This window comes from Pantoea rwandensis (genome assembly GCF_000759475.1).
Lineage (GTDB): Bacteria > Pseudomonadota > Gammaproteobacteria > Enterobacterales > Enterobacteriaceae > Pantoea > Pantoea rwandensis_B.
On the sequence record NZ_CP009454.1, the window covers coordinates 2,255,854 to 2,275,167 of the forward strand.

Annotated in this window: 24 protein-coding genes; 10 read left to right on the forward strand and 14 right to left on the reverse strand. The window is 52.1% G+C overall.

Annotated elements, in window-relative coordinates; all coding sequences use genetic code 11:
• The first annotated feature begins 158 nt into the window (after window positions 1-158).
• Together LH22_RS10250 and LH22_RS10255 are read left to right on the forward strand one after the other, a co-directional pair.
• Window positions 159-857: a phosphohydrolase gene (locus tag LH22_RS10250; RefSeq protein WP_038646302.1), complete on the forward strand. Its 699-nt coding sequence runs from the start codon at window positions 159-161 to the stop codon at window positions 855-857.
• 76 nt (window positions 858-933) lie between these two features.
• Window positions 934-1,182 (forward strand): hypothetical protein, encoded by a 249-nt coding sequence (locus LH22_RS10255; RefSeq protein ID WP_034824521.1) that lies wholly within the window; start codon window positions 934-936, stop codon window positions 1,180-1,182.
• Between the two features lie 45 nt (window positions 1,183-1,227).
• On the opposite strand, the gene LH22_RS10260 is transcribed toward LH22_RS10255, so the two are convergent.
• Together LH22_RS10260 and dcm are read right to left on the reverse strand one after the other, a co-directional pair.
• On the reverse strand, window positions 1,228-2,829 hold the full coding sequence (locus LH22_RS10260; protein WP_038646305.1) for a methyl-accepting chemotaxis protein: 1,602 nt from the start codon (window positions 2,827-2,829) through the stop codon (window positions 1,228-1,230).
• 122 nt (window positions 2,830-2,951) lie between these two features.
• Complete coding sequence (gene dcm / locus LH22_RS10265; RefSeq protein ID WP_038646307.1) at window positions 2,952-4,352, reverse strand: DNA (cytosine-5-)-methyltransferase; 1,401 nt, start codon at window positions 4,350-4,352, stop codon at window positions 2,952-2,954.
• Window positions 4,353-4,479: 127 nt separating this feature from the next.
• On the opposite strand from dcm, the gene LH22_RS10270 reads away from it, so the two are divergent.
• The 6 genes from LH22_RS10270 to dgcQ all read left to right on the forward strand — a co-directional run bounded on the left by LH22_RS10270 (window position 4,480) and on the right by dgcQ (window position 8,541).
• Window positions 4,480-4,956, forward strand: a complete 477-nt coding sequence (locus LH22_RS10270; protein ID WP_038646309.1) for a very short patch repair endonuclease — start codon at window positions 4,480-4,482, stop codon at window positions 4,954-4,956.
• A 70-nt stretch (window positions 4,957-5,026) separates the two neighbouring features.
• Window positions 5,027-5,302 carry a hypothetical protein gene (locus LH22_RS10275; protein WP_038646311.1) on the forward strand — a complete coding sequence of 92 codons (276 nt, stop codon included), beginning with the start codon at window positions 5,027-5,029 and terminating at the stop codon, window positions 5,300-5,302.
• 11 nt (window positions 5,303-5,313) lie between these two features.
• A complete protein-coding gene (locus LH22_RS10280; RefSeq protein WP_038646314.1) occupies window positions 5,314-6,225 on the forward strand; it encodes a DUF808 domain-containing protein in 912 nt (303 codons plus the stop codon).
• Between the two features lie 36 nt (window positions 6,226-6,261).
• On the forward strand, window positions 6,262-6,396 hold the full coding sequence (locus LH22_RS20975) for a hypothetical protein (RefSeq protein ID WP_255253243.1): 135 nt from the start codon (window positions 6,262-6,264) through the stop codon (window positions 6,394-6,396).
• A gap of 180 nt (window positions 6,397-6,576) precedes the next feature.
• A complete protein-coding gene (locus tag LH22_RS10285) occupies window positions 6,577-6,756 on the forward strand; it encodes a YodC family protein (protein ID WP_034824498.1) in 180 nt (59 codons plus the stop codon).
• Between the two features lie 132 nt (window positions 6,757-6,888).
• A complete protein-coding gene (dgcQ, locus tag LH22_RS10290) occupies window positions 6,889-8,541 on the forward strand; it encodes a cellulose biosynthesis regulator diguanylate cyclase DgcQ (protein ID WP_038646318.1) in 1,653 nt (550 codons plus the stop codon).
• On the opposite strand, the gene LH22_RS10295 is transcribed toward dgcQ, so the two are convergent.
• From LH22_RS10295 to yodD, 3 genes are all read right to left on the reverse strand, one after another.
• Window positions 8,538-9,758 (reverse strand): glycosyl transferase, encoded by a 1,221-nt coding sequence (locus tag LH22_RS10295; RefSeq protein WP_038646319.1) that lies wholly within the window; start codon window positions 9,756-9,758, stop codon window positions 8,538-8,540. The genes dgcQ and LH22_RS10295 overlap by 4 nt on opposite strands.
• A 23-nt stretch (window positions 9,759-9,781) precedes the next feature.
• The gene (locus tag LH22_RS10300) at window positions 9,782-10,579 is read right to left on the reverse strand and encodes a mannosyl-3-phosphoglycerate phosphatase-related protein (protein ID WP_038646322.1); all 798 of its coding nucleotides are present in this window, start codon (window positions 10,577-10,579) and stop codon (window positions 9,782-9,784) included.
• Between the two features lie 363 nt (window positions 10,580-10,942).
• Window positions 10,943-11,176, reverse strand: coding sequence for a YodD family peroxide/acid resistance protein (gene yodD / locus LH22_RS10305; protein ID WP_038646324.1), 234 nt, complete (start codon window positions 11,174-11,176; stop codon window positions 10,943-10,945).
• Window positions 11,177-11,494: 318 nt separating this feature from the next.
• On the opposite strand from yodD, the gene LH22_RS20195 reads away from it, so the two are divergent.
• Both LH22_RS20195 and dsrB read left to right on the forward strand, forming a co-directional pair.
• Window positions 11,495-11,653 (forward strand): YqaE/Pmp3 family membrane protein, encoded by a 159-nt coding sequence (locus LH22_RS20195; RefSeq protein ID WP_034824466.1) that lies wholly within the window; start codon window positions 11,495-11,497, stop codon window positions 11,651-11,653.
• Between the two features lie 67 nt (window positions 11,654-11,720).
• Entirely contained in the window at window positions 11,721-11,915 is a 195-nt protein-coding gene (gene dsrB / locus LH22_RS10320; RefSeq protein ID WP_034824463.1) for a protein DsrB, read from the forward strand.
• Window positions 11,916-11,992: 77 nt separating this feature from the next.
• On the opposite strand, the gene LH22_RS10325 is transcribed toward dsrB, so the two are convergent.
• From LH22_RS10325 to fliL, 9 genes are all read right to left on the reverse strand, one after another.
• On the reverse strand, window positions 11,993-13,699 hold the full coding sequence (locus LH22_RS10325) for a methyl-accepting chemotaxis protein (RefSeq protein ID WP_038646329.1): 1,707 nt from the start codon (window positions 13,697-13,699) through the stop codon (window positions 11,993-11,995).
• Between the two features lie 176 nt (window positions 13,700-13,875).
• A complete protein-coding gene (gene rcsA, locus LH22_RS10330) occupies window positions 13,876-14,511 on the reverse strand; it encodes a transcriptional regulator RcsA (RefSeq protein ID WP_038646331.1) in 636 nt (211 codons plus the stop codon).
• Between the two features lie 629 nt (window positions 14,512-15,140).
• Complete coding sequence (gene fliR, locus LH22_RS10335) at window positions 15,141-15,929, reverse strand: flagellar biosynthetic protein FliR (RefSeq protein ID WP_038646333.1); 789 nt, start codon at window positions 15,927-15,929, stop codon at window positions 15,141-15,143.
• Window positions 15,929-16,198, reverse strand: a complete 270-nt coding sequence (fliQ, locus tag LH22_RS10340) for a flagellar biosynthesis protein FliQ (RefSeq protein WP_034824451.1) — start codon at window positions 16,196-16,198, stop codon at window positions 15,929-15,931. The genes fliR and fliQ overlap by 1 nt, the downstream gene beginning before the upstream one ends.
• 77 nt (window positions 16,199-16,275) lie before the next feature.
• Complete coding sequence (gene fliP / locus LH22_RS10345; RefSeq protein WP_034825234.1) at window positions 16,276-17,007, reverse strand: flagellar type III secretion system pore protein FliP; 732 nt, start codon at window positions 17,005-17,007, stop codon at window positions 16,276-16,278.
• Complete coding sequence (fliO, locus tag LH22_RS10350) at window positions 17,007-17,402, reverse strand: flagellar biosynthetic protein FliO (RefSeq protein WP_038646335.1); 396 nt, start codon at window positions 17,400-17,402, stop codon at window positions 17,007-17,009. The genes fliP and fliO overlap by 1 nt, the downstream gene beginning before the upstream one ends.
• 2 nt (window positions 17,403-17,404) lie before the next feature.
• Window positions 17,405-17,812, reverse strand: coding sequence for a flagellar motor switch protein FliN (fliN, locus tag LH22_RS10355; protein WP_034824445.1), 408 nt, complete (start codon window positions 17,810-17,812; stop codon window positions 17,405-17,407).
• Window positions 17,805-18,812: a flagellar motor switch protein FliM gene (fliM, locus tag LH22_RS10360; RefSeq protein WP_034824442.1), complete on the reverse strand. Its 1,008-nt coding sequence runs from the start codon at window positions 18,810-18,812 to the stop codon at window positions 17,805-17,807. Before fliM ends, fliN begins: the two co-directional genes overlap by 8 nt.
• A 4-nt stretch (window positions 18,813-18,816) precedes the next feature.
• Complete coding sequence (fliL, locus tag LH22_RS10365; RefSeq protein WP_034824439.1) at window positions 18,817-19,302, reverse strand: flagellar basal body-associated protein FliL; 486 nt, start codon at window positions 19,300-19,302, stop codon at window positions 18,817-18,819.
• Window positions 19,303-19,314 lie beyond the last annotated feature (12 nt).

Sequence of the window (19,314 nt, forward strand, 5' to 3'; positions counted from 1 at the left end):
GACATTAACAGCGCTATAACAAGATCGGGATCGCATTTTTACGCTTTGCACATCCAGGAAGGATGTAAAAAAAGTGTCACGACCAGACCGCTATGATGTCCCCAGGAGCAGCACCCTGAATTGGCGGTGCTTTTATAACAGCAATAAGGAGAAGCACGATGTCACTCACCCGCTGGCAACAACGCTACGAGAACTGGCTGCAGCAAAACTGGCTGCACGATGATAAAGCCCATGATATCGCGCACCTGCGTCGTGTCTGGATGAGCGCCACGCGCATCATGCAGCACAGTGCAGCCGATCCTATGGTGGTCCTCACCGCCTGTTACTTCCATGACGTGGTTAACCTTCCCAAAAACCATCCAGAGCGCCATCTGGCTTCCACCTATGCGGCTGAAGAGACACGCCGAATTTTGCAGCAGGACTTTCCGGACTTCCCACAGGAATTGCTCGAGGGTGTCGCCCATGCTGTCCAGGCGCACAGTTTCAGCGCACGCATCACGCCACTGACATTGGAAGCAAAAATTGTTCAGGATGCCGATCGCCTCGAGTCTTTAGGTGCTATCGGCCTCGCACGCGTTTTCTACACGGCCGGGGCGTTGGGCCGTCCGCTGTTTGACAGTGAAGATCCATTAGGAAAAGAACGTGAATTAGACGATGTGAAATGGACGTTGGACCACTTCCAGAAGAAACTTTTACGCTTGCCCGAAACCATGCAAACCGAAGCGGGGCGCCTGCTGGCGGAGCATAATGCGGATTTCCTGGTGCACTATATGGCTAAGCTGTGCGCGGAATTGCAGGGCAATCTCACCAGCATTGATGAGTCTGTATTAAGGGATTTCAGCCCTATACACTCTTAATATTAAATTTTTATGACAGTCTGTTAACTTTCATCTTCTTCCGCTACGTTGTTGTAAATCAAAAGGGAGTATGAAGATGACCGAGACCGTTAACTTAACCATTAAAATTGACCCGGCTCTGAAAGAGCACATCAAACAGTTAGCCGCCGATAACCAAATCTCCATGAGTCAGGAGATCGTTAACCGCCTGCAGGCCAGTTTACATGCGGTTGAGCAACCGGCCGTCGATAGTCTGAATACCGAAGAAGCGGTCGCTGAACAGCTCTCCGCGTCTGAACTGAAGCAGGTACGTGCACTGCTGAAGAAAGGCAAAAAGAAAAAATAAGCGATATAAAAAACCCGTCATTGACGGGTTTTTTTATCTTTGTACTCAAGCGGCATCGACGCGGAATTGCTGTGCCCGCTGGGCGAGGCGATCAGAGAGTTCACGCAATTGTGTAGCCGAATTGACCTGATGGGCGTTGAGCGCTTCGTTTTGCTGTAGCTGATTACTCATCTCCACCACTTCGTGCGCAATTTTACTGACGCGGTGACTTTGCGCGGTGCTATTTTGCTGCAACTCATCGAGTTGCGTTACGACTCCCGACACCGCGCCGCTGATTTGTGTAAACAACACTTCCAGCGCTTTCACTTTGTCAAAACCATCATTCACATGCTGCTGGGTGTGCTGAATTAAACCATCAATCTGACGCGTTGATTCACCACTCTTTTGCGACAGCAGTCCCATCTCTTTGGCGACGACGGAGAAACTGCGACCGTACGAACCGGCGTGGGCGGATTCAATCGCGGCATTCAACGACAGCAAACGGGTTTGCATCGACAGGCTATCCAGCATGCCGACAATTCCGGCGATATCACCCGAAGCTGTAACGATCTGCTGCATTTTGAGTTCCATATTGTCGACTTCCGTGGCGCAGTTGCGCATCAGGGCATCGGCTGACTGCGCCTCCTGTGTGGCCTGCTGCGAGAACTGCGCACCAATTTCGACCTCTTCAGACACGCGATGTAAACGCTGTGACAAATGGTGGAAGCTGGCATTCTGCGCCTGATGTTGTTGCATGACTTGTTCGTTATGCTGCTGCATATCTTCTGCACCGGCCGCCACGCTGACCGCAACAGTATTAATGTCACTGACAATCTGCTGCAGACCGAAGCGCATCGACTCGATCGACTGAAACAGCTGGCGCGTCTCCAGGCACTGGCGACGCGGCGTGTCATGGCTCGGTACCAGGTCACCTGTGGCAATCTGTTCCAGCTGTCGGTTGGCGCGTCGTAGCGGCAATAGCACGCCGCGCATCAGCAGGCTGGAGGCCAGCACCAGTAGCGCCATCAAAATGGCACTAACGATCAGCGACATATTGCGACTCTGCTTTAGCGTACTGAGGGTATTTTGATTCACGCTGCTCAACTGATGGTTGGCTTGTTCAATCTCGCTGAACCAGGCATCGTTAAACTGCTGCTGGAATGCCTGCATCGGCACCATAAAGAAGGCATTGATGTCATTGGCCGCTAACCCTTTCAACTGCTCTTGCAAACCTTCCGCTAACATTGCAAAGCCCTGAGCCAGCGGGCTGTCCGCTTTAGCATGGTAGGCGGTGAACAGTGCTTGGGCTTTTTTTAACGAATCATCAGAGGCGGCCGCCAGACTTTTCCAGCTATCGACTGAGCCGCTTTGCTGATCCTGCATTAAATAGATACCGGCACGGTGGCTGTTATCACTGGCGGTGAGCAACTCGATACGTGCTTTATCCAGCAGGGCCAATCTTTCCCGCAGTTGATTGGCTTGCTGGAGTGAAATTTGCGTCTGATTAACGTGATTACTGAGCAGCAGTACGCCCGCGAACTGCAGTAAACAAAACAGCACGATAAACAGCAAAAACTGGCTGCGCAGGCTGGTCAGCCAAAGCGGCATACGCCAGGTAAGACGAGTACGTAAACGCAGCGGTAACGAGATTACAGAAAGGAGTGACATCTAACGCCCCCAAAAATAAAAAGGAGTATTGGGAGCGGGCGTGACAGTTCGGTGACAGCGGACGCGATTCAGCGCAAAACAGCATAATGCGCGTCCCTAAAGGAAATTATGGCCCTGTGGCGCTAAGCGTTTTGGCTAAGATGCTGTTCGATAAGTGGCGAAAGTAGCTTTGCCACAGCAGCAAAAACCGGCACCACCACGGAGTTGCCAAATTGCTTATAAGCCTGGGTATCCGAGACCGGAATACGGAACTGGCTTTGCCCCGGCGCCTCAAAACCCATCAGTCGGGCGCATTCGCGCGGTGTTAACCGACGCGGACGCAGGGCCATATTGCTGGCGTGCTGGAAATCCGCTTCACCTTGCGCCTGATCCCAGCCGCGATCAATCAGGATTTCAGAACCGTCTTTGTAGTAGCGCGCTGACAGGGTGCGTACGCATACGTTGGGATTACGGGGATCGTTAAGACCAAAGCCGAAGCCATTACCTTTGGCCTTGTGCTTTTTGGCGTATTGATAGAGATAGTTCCACAGTGTCGGTGACAAGGTGTACTTCGCGTCCGGTGTCGGCTCAAGCAAACTCTGCAGCGTGGGTACCTGCTGCGGATAGTGTTGAGAGAGCGCGCGCAGTGAAAAGCCGTCGCTCAATCCGGTGTCACGACGAATACCCACCAGCAAAATACGTTCGCGATGTTGCGGCAGAAAATGGCGCGCATCTACCACTTTTGCATCCGGTGTCGCGCTGTCGGCGGCATCGGCAACGTCGTATCCGAGTTCGTCCAGCGTCGCCATGATGATGGCAAAGGTGCGTCCTTTGTCGTGGCTCTTGAGGTTTTTCACATTCTCCAATACGAAGAACGGTGGCTTTTTGGCAGCCAAAATCCGCGCCACATCAAAGAACAAGGTGCCTTGTGCTTCACACTCGAAACCGTGTGCACGGCCTAACGCATTTTTTTTGCTGACGCCGGCCAGTGAAAACGGCTGGCAGGGAAAGCCCGCCAGTAGCACCTGATGGTCCGGGATGGTTTGGTCGATGTGCTGATAAATCGCCTGCTCGTCAGCGAGTCCTGCGGGCTGCGTCACTAATCGGATATCACTGTTGAACTGGTGTCGTTGCGGATCGCTATAGTGATTGGCTTTATACGTGCGTACCGCTTCTTTATTCCATTCACTGGTGAACACGCACTGGCCGCCAATCTGTTCAAAGCCGCGACGAATCCCACCGATACCGGCAAACAGGTCGACAAATTGAAATTTAGGCGCGGCGTAATGTGCAGGGCGCGAAGGCAGTAACGCTTGCAGGCTGCTGACTTCACGGCTGGAAAGCGCAGGCACGCTGCTTTTGCCCTGACGAATGCGATTCAGACGCGGCACGCTCCAGTCGCATCCCCCCGCTTCGGTTAAGGTGTGCACCACATCGCGTGCGGCATAGATATCGAGAACCTGCAATAACAGCGATGTGGCGTCATCCGAAGGGGCAGAAAATGAGGGGGGTGAAACCGTCGCGGCGGGATCGATAGCAAGCATGCGTTTTTCCTTAACAGTGAAGCCGCTATGCTATCACTCCTCGCGCCTTCACACACTTGTTGCGCGTGCCTTTCGCTTTTACGCCAAACCGCTAAAGTTGAAAGAGCCTCATTAAAAAGGAGACGCCATGGTCGACGTCCACTCGCAAGCCATTCGCAGCAAAAATATGCGCGCCATTCGCAATCAGGACACGGCGATAGAGCAGCGTATCGCGTTGATTTTAAAAGATCGTGGCTTTAGCTATCGTGTGCAGGATAAAGCGTTGCCGGGTCGGCCTGACTTTGTCCTGCCACAGGAACGAGCGATTATCTTTGTCCATGGCTGTTTCTGGCATCGTCATCACTGCTATTTATTCAAGATGCCTGCGACGCGCACCGAGTTCTGGAATGGCAAAATTAACAGCAATGTTGAACGTGACCGCCGTTATATCGGCCAATTACAACAAAGCGGCTGGAAAGTGCTGATTGTCTGGGAATGCGCGCTGCGCGGTAAATTGCGCCTTGAAGATGAGGCGCTGATTGAACGACTGGAAGAGTGGCTGCTGGCCGCTATGCACAGTGGCGAAATCGATCATCAAGGCTTGCATCACTATCGCGTTGAATAGCGTGTGATTGTTGCTTTTAGCCGCCATAACGGTTTAGATCTTCTCTTTCTCTGGGACGCGGAATCGAGCCATGAGCAGTATCAAACTGACGGTCAAACGCCTGTATCAACTCCGTGATGAACGGATGGTGAACACCCACGCAACGGCACGCATTTATTTGGGCGAGCAACTGGTGGCCACCGAGGAGATCAGCGGAATGACGGAAAGTCCGGTGAGCAAATATGTGCACACTGGCGATCTTGCCGGGCAAACACTTCGCGTCGAATGGGACTGTGCGGGCATCGCTGATATGTCAGTGACGGCGGTTGAGCGATGCCCCTGTTGTCAGGATCACAAAACGGAATAAGGATAACTATTTTGGCAGGAACCAGTTTACTCACGCTTCTGGATGACATTGCAACGCTGCTTGATGATATTTCAGTGATGGGCAAGGTCGCGGCAAAGAAGACCGCTGGCGTATTGGGGGATGATCTCTCACTCAATGCTCAGCAGGTCACCGGTGTAAAAGCCAACCGTGAATTACCCGTGGTCTGGAGCGTAGCGAAAGGCTCTTTTCTCAATAAATTAATCCTGGTACCGCTGGCGCTGATTATCTCGGCGTTTGCGCCCTGGCTTATTACACCGCTGTTGATGCTGGGCGGCGCTTACCTTTGCTATGAAGGCGTGGAAAAGGTGCTGCATAGCCTGAATCACGATAAAGCTGAAAGCAGTCCGGAGGCACGTCAACAGCGTCTGGACAAGCTGGCGCAGCAGGATCCGCGCCAGTTCGAAAAAGATAAAGTGAAAGGCGCTGTACGCACCGATTTTATTCTTTCAGCGGAAATTGTGGCGATTACCTTAGGGATTGTCTCTGAAGCACCGCTGCTGAATCAGGTACTGATTCTGGCGGGGATCGCGATTCTGGTCACGATTGGCGTTTACGGCATCGTGGCGATGATCGTGAAAATCGACGACCTCGGGTACTGGCTGCGGGAAAAATCCTCCACGCTGGCGCAGGCGATCGGCAGTGCGCTGTTAGCCCTGGCGCCCTGGCTGATGAAGGTGTTATCGGTGGTGGGTACGGTAGCGATGTTTCTGGTCGGTGGCGGCATCATTGTGCACGGTATTGCCCCGTTACATCATGCCATCAGTGAGTACAGCAGCGGCTTCCATGGCGTTATCTCCGCCTTGCTGAGCAACGGTGCCAATCTGGTACTCGGATTTATCATTGGGTCGATCGTGCTGTTGGCGGTAAATCTGGTTGCGAAAGTGCGCGGTAAATCGGTATAAAGCGCAGGAATTTATCAATCACGGGTCAGGAGAACGATGATGAACGACGATATGTTTGAATTTGATATCGATGCGCAGCTGGAACAGGCTGAAGCGAAAGCAGCTGAAAAAGCCAATGAAGTCCCGGCTGATATCAGTGATGAAGCAGACTGTGAAGGTTGCAAAATCTGATTTTCCCACCCGGGAAAGCATTCAAAGCCGATAATAATTTTTATCGGCTTTTTTTATAAACAACATTTTACACTGCTTATTCCGATTTCGTCGCAGTAATAACATTATCCTATAGGCACAAATGGGGTTCAGCTGCTATAACTTTATTCGTTCATTCAACGGAAAAAGGGAGGGCGCGGTATGACCTTTGCGATCAGTGACGAAGTTCAGCATAAAGAGGGCGGACCCACAATGGTGGTGACCGGCTATGCCAGCGGAATGGTAGAGTGTCGTTGGTATGATGGCTACAGCGTGCGCCGTGAGGCGTTCCGTAGTGACGAACTGAGTCACTTATCCGGAGCGCGCCAGCTGGCTAGCTAAGCGTGTGCGGGACGGTGATGCCGTCCCGTTGCGTTTTTTACCTATTTGATTTTCCTTTGATCCCTGCCTGTACGACTTTTCTCCTGCTGACTACACTTTTCGCATCCGCCCTTTACCGAATAACTGTCGCCCATGCCCACTACGCCTTTGACGCCACGCACTGGTAATCCTTTTTTACCGGTGCATCTCTGCTTTCTGGCGGTCTTTTTGTTCTCTGCTTTTCTCACCGTGCATGAAGCGATTGAACTGAAAAATAACTATGAAGCACGTCAGCGCGCACAGTTGGCTGAAATCCAGAAAAACCTCGACAGTCAGTTTCAGGAAAGTATCGATGAGCTGATGTTTTACGAGAAAATGCTCAACTATGCGTTGATGCATCCGCTCGATTCGAGCCAAACGCGCGAAGCGATTACCCGCTTTGAGCAACTGCGCCAGCAAACCACCTGGCAATTAAAGTTGGCCAGCCTGCGCAGTATGCCGCTCAATGGGGTGAGTGACAGTTGGCTGGCGCGTGATCCCTTGCTGCTGCGAAAAAACGATCAATTGATTGCAGAACTGCGCGCTGCAATGGAATTCAGCTTTATCATGCAGTTCAGCGACCCCGCTCAGGACTTTCACTCACGCTTTTGGTATATCTCGCGCGCCGGTTTCTTCATCAGCTCACGTCCGCCGCAAAGCCCGCAAGAGCTGGAAGAGAGTTATAGCACCATGACGCAGCGTCCCTATTTTCGCGACCAGGCACCCAATAATCCATTACATGCCCGGTTGCGCTGGACGGAAGCCTATCAGGGGGAATTCAACGAAGGGCTGATGATGACGGTAAGCACGCCGATCGTCAGTCATGGCTACTGGTACGGTGTACTGTCGATGGATTTCACCCAGTCACGCATCCATGCGTTGATGGCCGAAGCACGACACAGCTTGCTGCAAGGCAAGCTGCTGATAGTGGACCGCTCGCTGAAAGAAATCACCCGCTTGCATGCACCCAACGATGAGCCGCTGACGCCTGAACAGCAGGCGCGTCTGGAGAGCCGAATCCGGCAACTGCCCGGTGGTGTCATGCGCCTTGGCACTCAGTTTGCCAGTTGGAGCAAATTAAAGAATGTGGACGCGTATATCGTTAATATTCAGAGCCTGAGGCAGGGGATGTCACAGGAGCTGGGCCGCGTTTCACTCTTCTTACTCAGCATGTGGCTGCTGTTTGTTCTGCTGCTGCTGGTGGCGCATCAGGTCATTATTCGTCTGGTACGTCGTATGGACGATCTTTCCGCCAAACTCACCTGGCGCGCCAACTACGACGGTATGACGCGACTACTCAATCGTAATGCGTTTTTTGAACAGTTTGTCGCGATCTCTGCCCACAGTCAGCAGCAGCAAACGCCGCTTGCGGTGATTCAGCTGGATGTCGATCACTTCAAGAAAGTGAACGATACCTGGGGCCATGCGGCGGGCGATCAGGCGTTGATCAGAGTGGCAGGTGTGATTAGCCATACGCTGCGCAAATATGATGTGGCGGGTCGTATTGGTGGGGAGGAGTTTTGCATCGTGCTGCCGGAAACCACGCTGGCGGATGCGATTGCCGTCGCTGAGCGAATCCGCACGCGTTTAGCGGCAAAAACCATTCTGGTCAATTGTAATTCGACTTTCAACATTACCCTGTCTGCCGGCGTGACCGGCAGCGAAGAGCAGGGCGATTATCATGTGGAGAGCCTGCAAGCCACCGCCGATCGCCGCCTGTATCTGGCGAAAACCGGCGGTCGCAACCGCGTGGTAGCAGAAGATTAAACTTTGCCTTCGTTATCCTCTTCCACTGCCTGATAAATCCGCTGCAGGATATCCGGGAAAGCCGATTGCACGCGGCTCCAGCTGGGAATGAAAGGTTTCTCATTAGGCCGCTCAATAAAGGATTGTCCGGCATCGAGTATCGCCTGAGTGAACATCTCGACCGCCGCTTCCTCAATATGCTGATCAAACTTTAGGCCATTCATTGTCGCTTCGTGGTTGTAAATCTCCATCATATCCAGCGCGTTGCGATAATAAGTGGCTTTGAGCACGCGGAACGAATCACTGGTGAGCGGCACGCCCATGGTCGCCAGCTTACGCAGCAACGATTGCACAATATCATTGCTCATACGTTTCAGGCCGCCGGTGCCATCTTCTTCTGCCAGCGGCTGATGTTTGTGATCGTAGTTATTGGCAATCTCCACCTGACAGGTTTGTCGCGTGGTGTAGTTGCGGTAAATCTCCGATAGCACGCCAATTTCCAGCCCCCAGTCGCCAGGAATTTTGATGCCGTTCAGCACATGGGTGCGCATGGCGAATTCGCCGGAAAGTGGGTAGCGGAAGCTGGTGAGGTAATCCAGATACTCAGAATGGCCATACACTTTTTGTAGCGAACGCAGCAACGGGCCTACCAGCAAGCGACCTACGCGGCCATTGAGCTTGCCGTCCGCAACACGTGCGTAAAACCCTTTACAAAATTCGTATTGAAACGAGGGGTTGGCGAGCGGGTAGAGTAAGCGCGCCAGCATGCTGCGCTCATAGGTGACGATATCGCAGTCATGCAGCGCCACGCACTGAGTGCGATCCGAGGCCAGCGTATACCCAGTGCAGAACCACACGTTACGCCCTTTGCCCGGCTGGCTCGGCGACAACCCTTCTTTATCCAGTTCAGCATCCAGCGCTTTCAATCGCGGGCCATCATTCCACAGGATGCGATGGCGTTGTGGTAAACGAGAAAAGAACTCACGAGCAAAGAGAAACTGGTCGCGGTCAGCACGGTCGAGGCCAATCACAATCTCATCCAGATAAGGCACTTTAGCCAGCTCATTGACGATGTTATCCAGCGCCGGACCCTCCAGTTCTGAGAACAGGGAGGGCAGAATCAGCCCCATTTTGCGTTTGCGCGCGAAACGTACCATCTCTTTTTCCAGCGATTCAACGCTGCGTTGGGTGAGATTATGAAAGTTAGTAATGACACCATTTTGGTAAAAATCACTCATTTTCTCATCCTTAGGTCAGAGGGTTATTCGGGTTGCGCGAGAAAATAGTCCAGCCCTTCACGCCAGCCCTGCGGGCCGACATGCGCGGTGTGATAGACATTCTGTTGATCGCGCCGTGAGAGGATCACCGGAGTTTTACTGAATCCTTTAATCACCACGGCATAATCCACCTGCTCCAGCATCGGCACATCATTGGGGCCATCGCCGAGGCCGATGGTGGTGCGCTTCTCCCCGGTACGTTGTTCGATATGCTGCTGGAGCTGATGCAGTGCAATGCCTTTACCGCAGCCCGCTGGCATCACATGCCAGAATCGTCCTCCCTGGGTGAGCGTCAGGTTGTGTTCCGCCAGCGCCGCGCGAAAATCATCCAGCTTTTCGCCATCATCGCGCCAAAGTATGACTTCTGAAGCATCGCGCAAGCGGCTCTGGCTGGCTTCGGCCAGGGTTAATCCGGTGAAGCGGGCCACGTCCGCATCACTGAAGTCGTGAAAACCGGTGAAACGGAAGGTGGGTTGCAGTGTTTTCAATGAGCGGCACAGCGCAAGATAGTTTTCGCCCGGTTCCTCCGCTGCAATCTGCTCGCCATTAAAAGCGATAAACGCCCCGTTTTCAGCGATGAAAGGGGTACCGGAAAGACCCAGGCGTTTCTGTAAGGGGATCATTTCAGCGGCCGTTTTACTGGAACAAAACACCACGGGAATCGCCTGCTGTTTGAGGCGCTGCAACCATTCACTGGCGGCATCCCAGTTGTAATCATGATGATCTAACAGCGAGCCATCGAGATCGGTCACAATCATCAGCGACGAGTTAAGTCTAAGCATCAACACACTCCTTACGCCAGGCGCGTCCGTAAAGCAGAGAGTAATCAGTATAATAGCGTTATGACGATCACACTTTTATGCGAGTGGTTCACGTCAACTTCCAGGATAAATCTTAAATCAACAGGGTGACGATTAGGGACGTGCACACATTGCGCATAAAAGAAACACAGTAGGCACACGGTGTTTTCGGTAACAAATGGGGAAGGTCATGCTTTTTTGTTCGTTTTACACGCAAGATTGGGACTTGTCTTGTGTTGACTAAAGCGTAGTCTGAGTCAGGTGTTAAGAATTTCCTGGTGTAACGAATTTACTGAATTATTTTACCCGGCCATCCCGCCGGGTATTTTTTTTATGAAATCGATTTCAACGGTTAACTTCAGTGATCGAGAAGTCACGGATATCGAGTTCAAATGCCTCAGCCAGTTCGATATAAGAGTCATAGGCTTCACCATTCACTTTCACCCGGTGAGCGTGTTCCGCTTCCATGAACTCTTTAACCTCGCCTGAGGTTTTCTTCTGAATCGCTTCCAGCAATGCTTCAACGTCAATGTTCACTTCGCGCTGCACGTTGTCACTGTACTCTTTTGCGGTTGTCATAGTCGGCCTCCCAGAGGCGATGAGATTCTTTATCAGTATAGACAACGGGGAGAATGGGCAGGAAAGGGCGGATTTCAGGCAAAAAAAAGCCCGCGCTGCGCGGGCAAAAATCCTTGTTACTTTTAGGTTGACTGCGCCTTTGGGGTTGGTGCAGTACGAAGAAGTGTACGGGCTGCCCGCGTCAGAAGTCTCTCTGCGTACTGTTAAGAAAGTGAAAAGCCGCGTTCTGACAGAACTTTACCCACCTGTCATCTCATTAATCGAATCAGCGGCTATGCTTAGAGCTTGACGATAAATAAGTGATATCAGGGAGTTAGTATGGATTTTATTCGAATTGTAATTGCGATTTTACTGCCACCGCTGGGGGTATTTCTGCAGGTGGGCTTTGGCGGCGCCTTCTGGCTGAATATCCTGCTCACGTTGTGTGGTTACATCCCGGGCATTGTGCATGCAGTTTGGGTAATCGCCCGACGCTGATCCGGATCAGGCAGCCGCCATTTTCTTCCGTTACACTGTATTCAGGACAATATCTGGAGAGTAATCAATGCAGGTGAATGACCGCGTAACGGTAAAAACCGATGGCGGCCCACGTCGCGTGGGTACGGTACTGGCAGTTGAAGGCTTTAACGAAGGGACCATGTATCTGGTGGCGCTGGAGGATTATCCGCTGGGGATTTGGTTCTTTAATGAAAGCGACCATGCGGAAGGGGTGTTTGTTGAGCCCTACGAGGAAGCTTAAGACTGCGTAAAAAATCAGGTGCACATAAGGTGCACCTGTTGTGTATCAACCCCTGCCATCAATGACGGCGTAAGGGTTTAGAACGTTTCCCAGTTGTCATTGCTGTTCGCCGCTGCCAATGCTGGACGCGGTGTCAGCGTAGGGGACTTCAGGGTGGCTGATGAAGGTGCCATCACCCGCGATGCGGGCGAATCGTTAAGTTTAAATGCTGCAACGGCCTGCGTCAGACGGCCCGCCTGATCTTCCAGCGAGGCTGCCGCTGAAGAGGCTTCTTCCACCAGCGAGGCGTTCTGCTGGGTCACGTTGTCCATCTCGGTAACCGCCAGGCTCACCTGCTGAATGCCCCGGCTCTGCTCATCGGAGGCGGCGGCAATCTCCGACATAATATCGGTCACGCGACGCACCGCCTCGACGATCTCACCCATGGTCGAGCCGGCTTCACCCACCTGATGTGAACCGTTATTAATCAGGTCAACCGACTCGGCAATCAGCGATTCAATCTCTTTCGCGGCCTGGGCACTGCGCTGGGCCAGATTGCGCACTTCGCTCGCCACGACAGCGAAACCACGCCCTTGCTCACCAGCACGCGCTGCTTCTACCGCTGCGTTCAGCGCCAGGATATTGGTCTGGAAGGCGATACTGTTAATGACGTTGGTGATCTCAGCAATTTTCTTCGAGCTGCCAGAGATATTGTTCATGGTTTTCACTACGCCATGCACCAACTCGCCACCGCTACGGGCTTTGCCGGAAGCATCCGCAGCCAGTTGACTGGCATGGTGGGCGTTCTCCGCATTTTGCTTCACGGTCGCGGTGAGCTGTTCCATGCTGGCAGCAGTTTGCTCCAGCGCAGAAGCCTGCTCTTCAGTGCGTGAGGACAAATCGGTGTTACCGGCGGAAATCTCGCTTGATCCTTGATAGATCGCAACGGCGCCTTCGCGGACGGTGCCGACAGTACGCACCAGTGCGGCCTGCATCAGTTGCAGATTATGCAACAGGCTGCCGATCTCGCTACGGCCATACGCTTGTTCCGGTGCGGTCAGATCGCCCTGAGCAATGCGCCCGATGCGCTCAACCGACTGACGCAGTGGGCTGATCACCACACGACGCAGGAAGACGAAGGTGAGGAGCACCAATACCAGAGCAGCAGCAAAGGCCACAGCCATGGCAATAAAGCCGACGCGGGACTGGTGCGCGGCTTCCGCGTTGATCGCTTCGGCACGGTCAGTACGAATTTTTATCGCTTTCAGTAATACCGCGTTATACGCATCATCCAACTTGCGTGTCACGTCGGTTTCCTGCGCCACGATCCCTTCGAAGCTGCCTTGCTTAGCCGACTCAATCATCGGCTTCAATCCCTTATCGATATAGTCATTGAATGCCGCGGTGAGTGGCGCATCCAGCGCGATATCTTCTGGCGTTTTCGCCTTGCGGTCCATATAAGTTTTAAAACCGTCACGCGCTTGCTTGATGCGGGTCTCGGTGCGCGCCAGATCGGCACGATAGCCGTCCATTTCCCCAATACGGGCAGCGGCGCCGGATTGCAGCACGTTCAGGCGAGCGGTACGCAGATGGTTCGAGCTATTAGAGATGCCCATACGGATTTGAATTTCATCCGTCGCATCGTTGAGGGAATTATTACTCTGGATTAAGAAATAGCTGGCGAGGCCGATACACAGGGCAAAAAGCAGCAGAATGCCACCAAAGATCATGCTGAAAAGAGGCATCAGGCGCAGGTTCTGCCAGATGCTGAGCTTATATTGCTCATCAATCGATGCTGTTTTCATATCCTTGCTCTCATTTTGGGTAGGTGTTCTGAGAACAAGCATCGGCAGTTCAGGCCAAAGGATTAGGGGGCGAAGTGAGACCTGGCTCGCAGATCCAGGCAAAACGACAAAGGGCCAATCTGCGGATTGGCCCTTTGTCGGCTACGGCTATTTACTCAAACTGTTCACATGCAGGACTATCGCACGTTGACATAAATACCGGAGGTCACGTTATCGGTCAGTCGCACCACATGATAAATAACCTGTTTATTATGTGTCTTAATTTTGCGTTTTATATTACCTTTGTGTGACGATACCGTTTTGGCTTTAATTTGCATCTTGTCTGAAATTTGAATGGTGTCATGACCTGACATCCACATTTTCAGCATATTTGACTCAGTCTGACTTAATGTCAGTGGGTGAATATCCAGGCCTGCTGAAATACGCGGGGTTGCGCTGAGTTTCTTTTGCAGGTAAGTGCCAAGCAGTGAGTCCAGAGTCGAAGTTTTCACCGATTTTGATGTAATAATCAAGTTCTTACGAACGTAGAGGTATTCCTCAAAATGGATGTTCGAGATCGCCATAAAGATAAAAAATAGCGTATCTGGATGCTGCATAATAATGGCGCGAATACGATCGCTGGAATCAGCTTCATGAATAAAACATTCTTCATTAATAAAGACGACACCAGGTTTAAGCTGTTCACATCTTTGTTGCAATTGTTCAATATCAGAGACCGGAGTAATATTTTTCTTTTTAACTCCTTTGGCCGACATATAGTCTGATAATCCCAGGCGTGTGTAGTTACATGAATCCATAATAATCGTTGGCATTATAGCGACCCTCACCAATTTGTTATCCGTTTAAATCAACGATGAATACGCGTTTGCGGTACGAGAGAGATTTCCAAAGACACTTTTTTATTCTGCTCGGCAGATTGGCGAATGATATCCGTGCGCCATCATGACTCTATCCCTGAACCCTTCTGCGAAGTTTTTTGTGTTACTTCCACGTCACTCTTGTCCCCGCGATAGTGGGAATCGCCGGGAGTTTGCATTAAGTGTGTAATTCGCTCTGTTTTTGAGAGCCCTGTCACTATCGCGCAAGTCACAGACAAATCTGATAGGACAATTCTTAAAAACATTTGAATCGCGAAAGTGTGACGTTTCAGCGAGTGTTGACAATGCCGGAAAAAAGGGATTTAGACAAGAAAAATCGCTGTAAAATTTTTTTTGTTTAAAAACAGCCCTTTGAGCATTTATTCAACCAATTCACAAGGTTTATCGCCTTAGGAATCGTCTGACTAAAATACGCGAAGCGCCGTTTAATAAGAATAATTTTCACCTGAAATGCGCATTTATCAGAATAACCTCAGTTGATTTCTGAGAAATATGGTTCGAAAAATGCGCAGATTGATTTTGAATACTTAACTATCGCATAAGAACTTCTACAGAATCGTTAATTATCGTGCGCGGGAGAGTTCTGAGACAAACTGCGCGAGTAAATCAAAGACTTCGCCGAAGAGATGTTCGCAGAAGGGGGCGAGCAGCGGCATCATCATACCCAGACTGAGGATCCCCACCGTTAAGGTAATCGGAAAGCCAATCGCGAAAACCGACAGTTGTGGTGAAACACGGTTTAACAAACCTAGTGCCATGTTTAGCGTGAGCAATAAAACAATTAAGGGTAGCGCTAACATCATCCCATTAAGGAAAATTAACCCGGCGGACTTCACCAGCGCCATAAAAGCATTGGCGTTGAGGGGGTGATCGTTAATCGGCAGGGTATGAAAACTGTCCACCAGCAGCGAAATCAGCCACAGGTGTCCGTTGAAGGTCAGAAACAGCAGCATCGCCAGCATATCGAGAAAACGCGCCAGCACCGGCATGTTAAGGCGGCTGCCAGGATCAAAGAAGGTGGCAAAGGATAAGCCCATCTGTAAACCCACGACTTCACCGGCCATACGCACCGCGGCAAACGCCAGTTGCATCGTCAGGCCAATCCCTACACCAATCAATAATTGCTGTAACAGGATCCAAAAACCGGCGGGGGTAAATAACGTGACTTCAACCGGGGGCAACACAGGAATGACGATCCAGGTCGTCAAAACTGCGAGGCCCACTTTCACGCGCTTGGGAATGGATTTCTCACTCAGCACCGGCGCACTGGCGAAGAGTGCCAGCAAACGCACCATCGGCCAGAAAAATTGAGCGACCCAATGGACCAGCTGGCTGCTATCGAGATTAATCATCAGCCGATGATATAAGGCAAGTTGGTCAACAGATTACGCATGTAATCCAGTATCAGGTTCAGCATCCACGGGCCGGCAATCACCGCGGTGGCGGCAACGGCAAGGATCTTAGGAATAAAGGAGAGTGTCTGTTCGTTGACCTGCGTGGCCGCCTGTAACAGGCTGATGATCAGACCGCTGACCAGTGCCGCCAGCAACAGCGGGGCGGCGAGCATCAGGGCAATTCGCATTGCTTCCTGGCCGATGACCATAACCGATTCGGGTGTCATGCTGCGCTCCTGGCGTTATATGCTGCGGCTTTCAGGCCGGCCGGATTGAGAGTTGCCATCGACTTTTCTCTGCGCCGCTAGGAGTAGAAACTTTGAGCCAGTGAACCCACCAGCAGCTGCCAGCCATCCACCAACACAAATAACATCAGCTTGAATGGCAGAGAAATGGTCGCCGGCGGCACCATCATCATCCCCAATGCCATCAACACGCTGGCAACCACCAGGTCGATGATTAGGAACGGGATAAATACAGTAAAACCAATCTGGAAAGCGGTTTTCAGTTCACTGGTGACGTAAGCCGGCAGCAAAATGCGCATCGGCACGGCTTCCGGGCCTTGAATCGGTGCGGTGTTGGCGAGACGAGCAAACAGCGCTAAATCGGCTTCACGTGTTTGGCGCAGCATAAACTCACGCAGCGGCTGAGCGCCTTTGTCGATCGCTACATCCATGCTGATTTTGTCCTGGCTGAACGGCAAATAGGCATCGCTGTAAATCTTGTCGAAGGTCGGCGCCATAATAAAGAAGGTTAAAAACAGCGCAAGGCCAAGCAAAACCTGATTGGGTGGCGCAGAAGGCGTGCCTAAGGCGTTACGCAGCAAGCCAAAAACAATGATGATGCGCGTGAAGCTGGTCATCATCAGCAAAATGGCCGGAATAAAGGTCAGCGAGGTGATAAACACCAGCGTCTGCACCGGCAGTGACCAGCTCTGGCCGCCATTCGCCAGAGGCTGGCTGACCAGTCCTGGCAATTGCGCATGGGCAACCGGTGCCAGCAACAGCAGTGGCAAAAGGGGAAGCAATCGACGCATCATTGGGGTTTTCCGGGACGTTTAACCAGGTTCTGCAACAGCTGACGAAAATCCTGCGGCGCCACGGTTTTGCTCACCAACTCTTCAGGTGGCAGCGGCGGCAGTGAATGCAGATGGGTAATTTGCTGGGCGGTGACGCCCAGCACTAAACGCGCATCGGCGGTATCAACAATCACTACCCGCTCCTGACGACCCACCTGCACACTGGCGCTAATTTTCAGCGCCTGGGTGTTGACGGTTTTGGGCGCAAAGCCAAGGCGTTTTGCCAGCCAGCCACAGGCCAGAATCAGCAGAACAATCACTGCCAGCACGCTGCTGACTTGTCCAATCACCGAACCGGTAGAGACCACCGGCTGGCTATGAACAGGCTGGCCGATTTGCGCGTTCTTTAACATGCTTAACGGCTCAGACGACGCATACGTTCAGATGGCGTAATAATGTCGGTGATACGCACGCCATATTTGTCGTTCACGACCACGACTTCGCCCTGCGCAATCAGGTAGCCGTTGATCAGAATATCCAGGGGTTCACCCGCCAGGCCATCCAATGCCACCACGGAACCCTGCGTCAGGCGCAACAGTTCTTTGATGGTCATCTTGGTGCGACCCAGTTCCACGGTGAGTTTGACCGGAATATCCATAATCAGATCGATGTCTTGCAGCGAGCCACTGGCGCCGTTGCTTTCAAACGATTTGAAAACGTTCTCTGTTGGATCAGGCGTGCTGGTGGTTGCCTGCTCGTTCATTGCCTCAGCCCACAGGTCGTCCGCAGAAATATCATCGGACGGTTTTTTGCTGTCACTCATCGGGCTGTTCCTCGTTCAGCGAATTCAAAATCGGGTTAATCAGGTGTTCAACACGCAGCGCGTACTGGCCATTCATGGTGCCATATTGGCTGGTCAGCACGGGTACGCCATCGACGTGAGCAATGATGCGGTCCGGCTTCTCAATGGGCAGGACGTCACCAGGTTTCAATTGCAAAATACGTGACAGGCGCATGGATGTTTCCGCGAAGTGGGCAATCAGCTCCAGCTCCGAGTGCTGCACCTGTTTCACCAGATTGTCGCGCCAGTGCGTATCTTCCTGACGGGAGTTTTCCAGTGGTGGATTGACCAGCAGCTCGCGCAGCGGCTCAATCATTGAAAACGGAATACAGATATTAAATTCACCCACCAGGTTACCAATCTCTACCTGGAACGGGGTGTTGACGACGATATCGTTCGGTGAAGTGGTGATGTTGGTAAATTTCACCTGCATTTCCGAACGGACGTACTCAACATCCAGCGGGTAAATCGCTTTCCAGGCATCGCTGTAACCATCCAGCGCCAGCTTCAGCATGCGGCGGATGACGCGTTGCTCGGTATGGGTAAACTCACGGCCTTCCACTTTGGTCGGGAAACGGCCATCACCACCAAACAGGTTATCTACGGCGATAAACACCAGACTCGGTGAAAATACCACCAGCGCAGTACCGCGCAGCGGTTTCAGGTGGATCAGGTTCAGGTTGGTTGGCACCGGTAAATTGCGGGCAAACTCATGGTAAGGCTGAATCTTGATCGCACCGACACTGATATCCGGGCTACGGCGCAGCAGGTTAAACAGCGCCATACGAAAATGACGGGCAAAACGCTCGTTAATGATCTCCAGCGCCTGCAGACGCTCGCGCACCACGCGACGCTGGGTATTGGGATCATAGGGACGGATATCGCCATCGGTCCCTTTGGAACTGTTCTCTACTTCCGCGCTGTCACTGTCGCCATTAAGCAGCGCGTCAATCTCAGCCTGGGAGAGAATGCTATCGCCCATTAAATCACCTCAAAATGAAGGCGGTAAACAGCACGTCACTGACCACCTGTGGCGGTTGCGTTTTTACCAGCGGTGGCGCCAATGCCTGTTTGATCTGCTCAACCAGGGCCTGCTTACCTTGTTCGGTGGCAAGCTGAGCGGCACTTTGACGTGAGAGCAGCAGCAATAAACGGCTGCGCACCTCAGGCAGGTAATCATTCAACCGACGACGGGTATCCTCATCGGGCAGACGCAGGGTAAATCCTACGTACAACACACGGTCGGGATCGTTGTCAGGATTGACCAGGTTAACCGTAAACGTATCCATTGCAAAAAATACAGGGGCGGCCGGTGGCTCAACTTTCGCCGCTTCCGGTTTGTCATCCCCGTGTTTATTCATCATTCGCCAGACTGCATAGCCTGCCACGCTGCAAGCGGCCAGCGTTACAATCAGTAACACCGGTATTAGTAGTGAACGTTTGCGGCCTTTAGCTTTCGCGTTATCAGACATGTTTGCAGTTAC

What these genes read in the sequence shown, in the direction of transcription:
- LH22_RS10250 (WP_038646302.1), top strand. Translation starts at nt 159, where the DNA reads ATGTCACTCACCCGCTGGCAACAACGCTACGAGAACTGGCTGCAGCAA.
- LH22_RS10255 (WP_034824521.1), top strand. Translation starts at nt 934, where the DNA reads ATGACCGAGACCGTTAACTTAACCATTAAAATTGACCCGGCTCTGAAA.
- LH22_RS10260 (WP_038646305.1), bottom strand. Translation starts at nt 2,829, where the DNA reads ATGTCACTCCTTTCTGTAATCTCGTTACCGCTGCGTTTACGTACTCGT.
- dcm (WP_038646307.1), bottom strand. Translation starts at nt 4,352, where the DNA reads ATGCTTGCTATCGATCCCGCCGCGACGGTTTCACCCCCCTCATTTTCT.
- LH22_RS10270 (WP_038646309.1), top strand. Translation starts at nt 4,480, where the DNA reads ATGGTCGACGTCCACTCGCAAGCCATTCGCAGCAAAAATATGCGCGCC.
- LH22_RS10275 (WP_038646311.1), top strand. Translation starts at nt 5,027, where the DNA reads ATGAGCAGTATCAAACTGACGGTCAAACGCCTGTATCAACTCCGTGAT.
- LH22_RS20975 (WP_255253243.1), top strand. Translation starts at nt 6,262, where the DNA reads ATGATGAACGACGATATGTTTGAATTTGATATCGATGCGCAGCTGGAA.
- LH22_RS10285 (WP_034824498.1), top strand. Translation starts at nt 6,577, where the DNA reads ATGACCTTTGCGATCAGTGACGAAGTTCAGCATAAAGAGGGCGGACCC.
- dgcQ (WP_038646318.1), top strand. Translation starts at nt 6,889, where the DNA reads ATGCCCACTACGCCTTTGACGCCACGCACTGGTAATCCTTTTTTACCG.
- LH22_RS10295 (WP_038646319.1), bottom strand. Translation starts at nt 9,758, where the DNA reads ATGAGTGATTTTTACCAAAATGGTGTCATTACTAACTTTCATAATCTC.
- LH22_RS10300 (WP_038646322.1), bottom strand. Translation starts at nt 10,579, where the DNA reads ATGCTTAGACTTAACTCGTCGCTGATGATTGTGACCGATCTCGATGGC.
- yodD (WP_038646324.1), bottom strand. Translation starts at nt 11,176, where the DNA reads ATGACAACCGCAAAAGAGTACAGTGACAACGTGCAGCGCGAAGTGAAC.
- LH22_RS20195 (WP_034824466.1), top strand. Translation starts at nt 11,495, where the DNA reads ATGGATTTTATTCGAATTGTAATTGCGATTTTACTGCCACCGCTGGGG.
- dsrB (WP_034824463.1), top strand. Translation starts at nt 11,721, where the DNA reads ATGCAGGTGAATGACCGCGTAACGGTAAAAACCGATGGCGGCCCACGT.
- LH22_RS10325 (WP_038646329.1), bottom strand. Translation starts at nt 13,699, where the DNA reads ATGAAAACAGCATCGATTGATGAGCAATATAAGCTCAGCATCTGGCAG.
- rcsA (WP_038646331.1), bottom strand. Translation starts at nt 14,511, where the DNA reads ATGCCAACGATTATTATGGATTCATGTAACTACACACGCCTGGGATTA.
- fliR (WP_038646333.1), bottom strand. Translation starts at nt 15,929, where the DNA reads ATGATTAATCTCGATAGCAGCCAGCTGGTCCATTGGGTCGCTCAATTT.
- fliQ (WP_034824451.1), bottom strand. Translation starts at nt 16,198, where the DNA reads ATGACACCCGAATCGGTTATGGTCATCGGCCAGGAAGCAATGCGAATT.
- fliP (WP_034825234.1), bottom strand. Translation starts at nt 17,007, where the DNA reads ATGCGTCGATTGCTTCCCCTTTTGCCACTGCTGTTGCTGGCACCGGTT.
- fliO (WP_038646335.1), bottom strand. Translation starts at nt 17,402, where the DNA reads ATGTTAAAGAACGCGCAAATCGGCCAGCCTGTTCATAGCCAGCCGGTG.
- fliN (WP_034824445.1), bottom strand. Translation starts at nt 17,812, where the DNA reads ATGAGTGACAGCAAAAAACCGTCCGATGATATTTCTGCGGACGACCTG.
- fliM (WP_034824442.1), bottom strand. Translation starts at nt 18,812, where the DNA reads ATGGGCGATAGCATTCTCTCCCAGGCTGAGATTGACGCGCTGCTTAAT.
- fliL (WP_034824439.1), bottom strand. Translation starts at nt 19,302, where the DNA reads ATGTCTGATAACGCGAAAGCTAAAGGCCGCAAACGTTCACTACTAATA.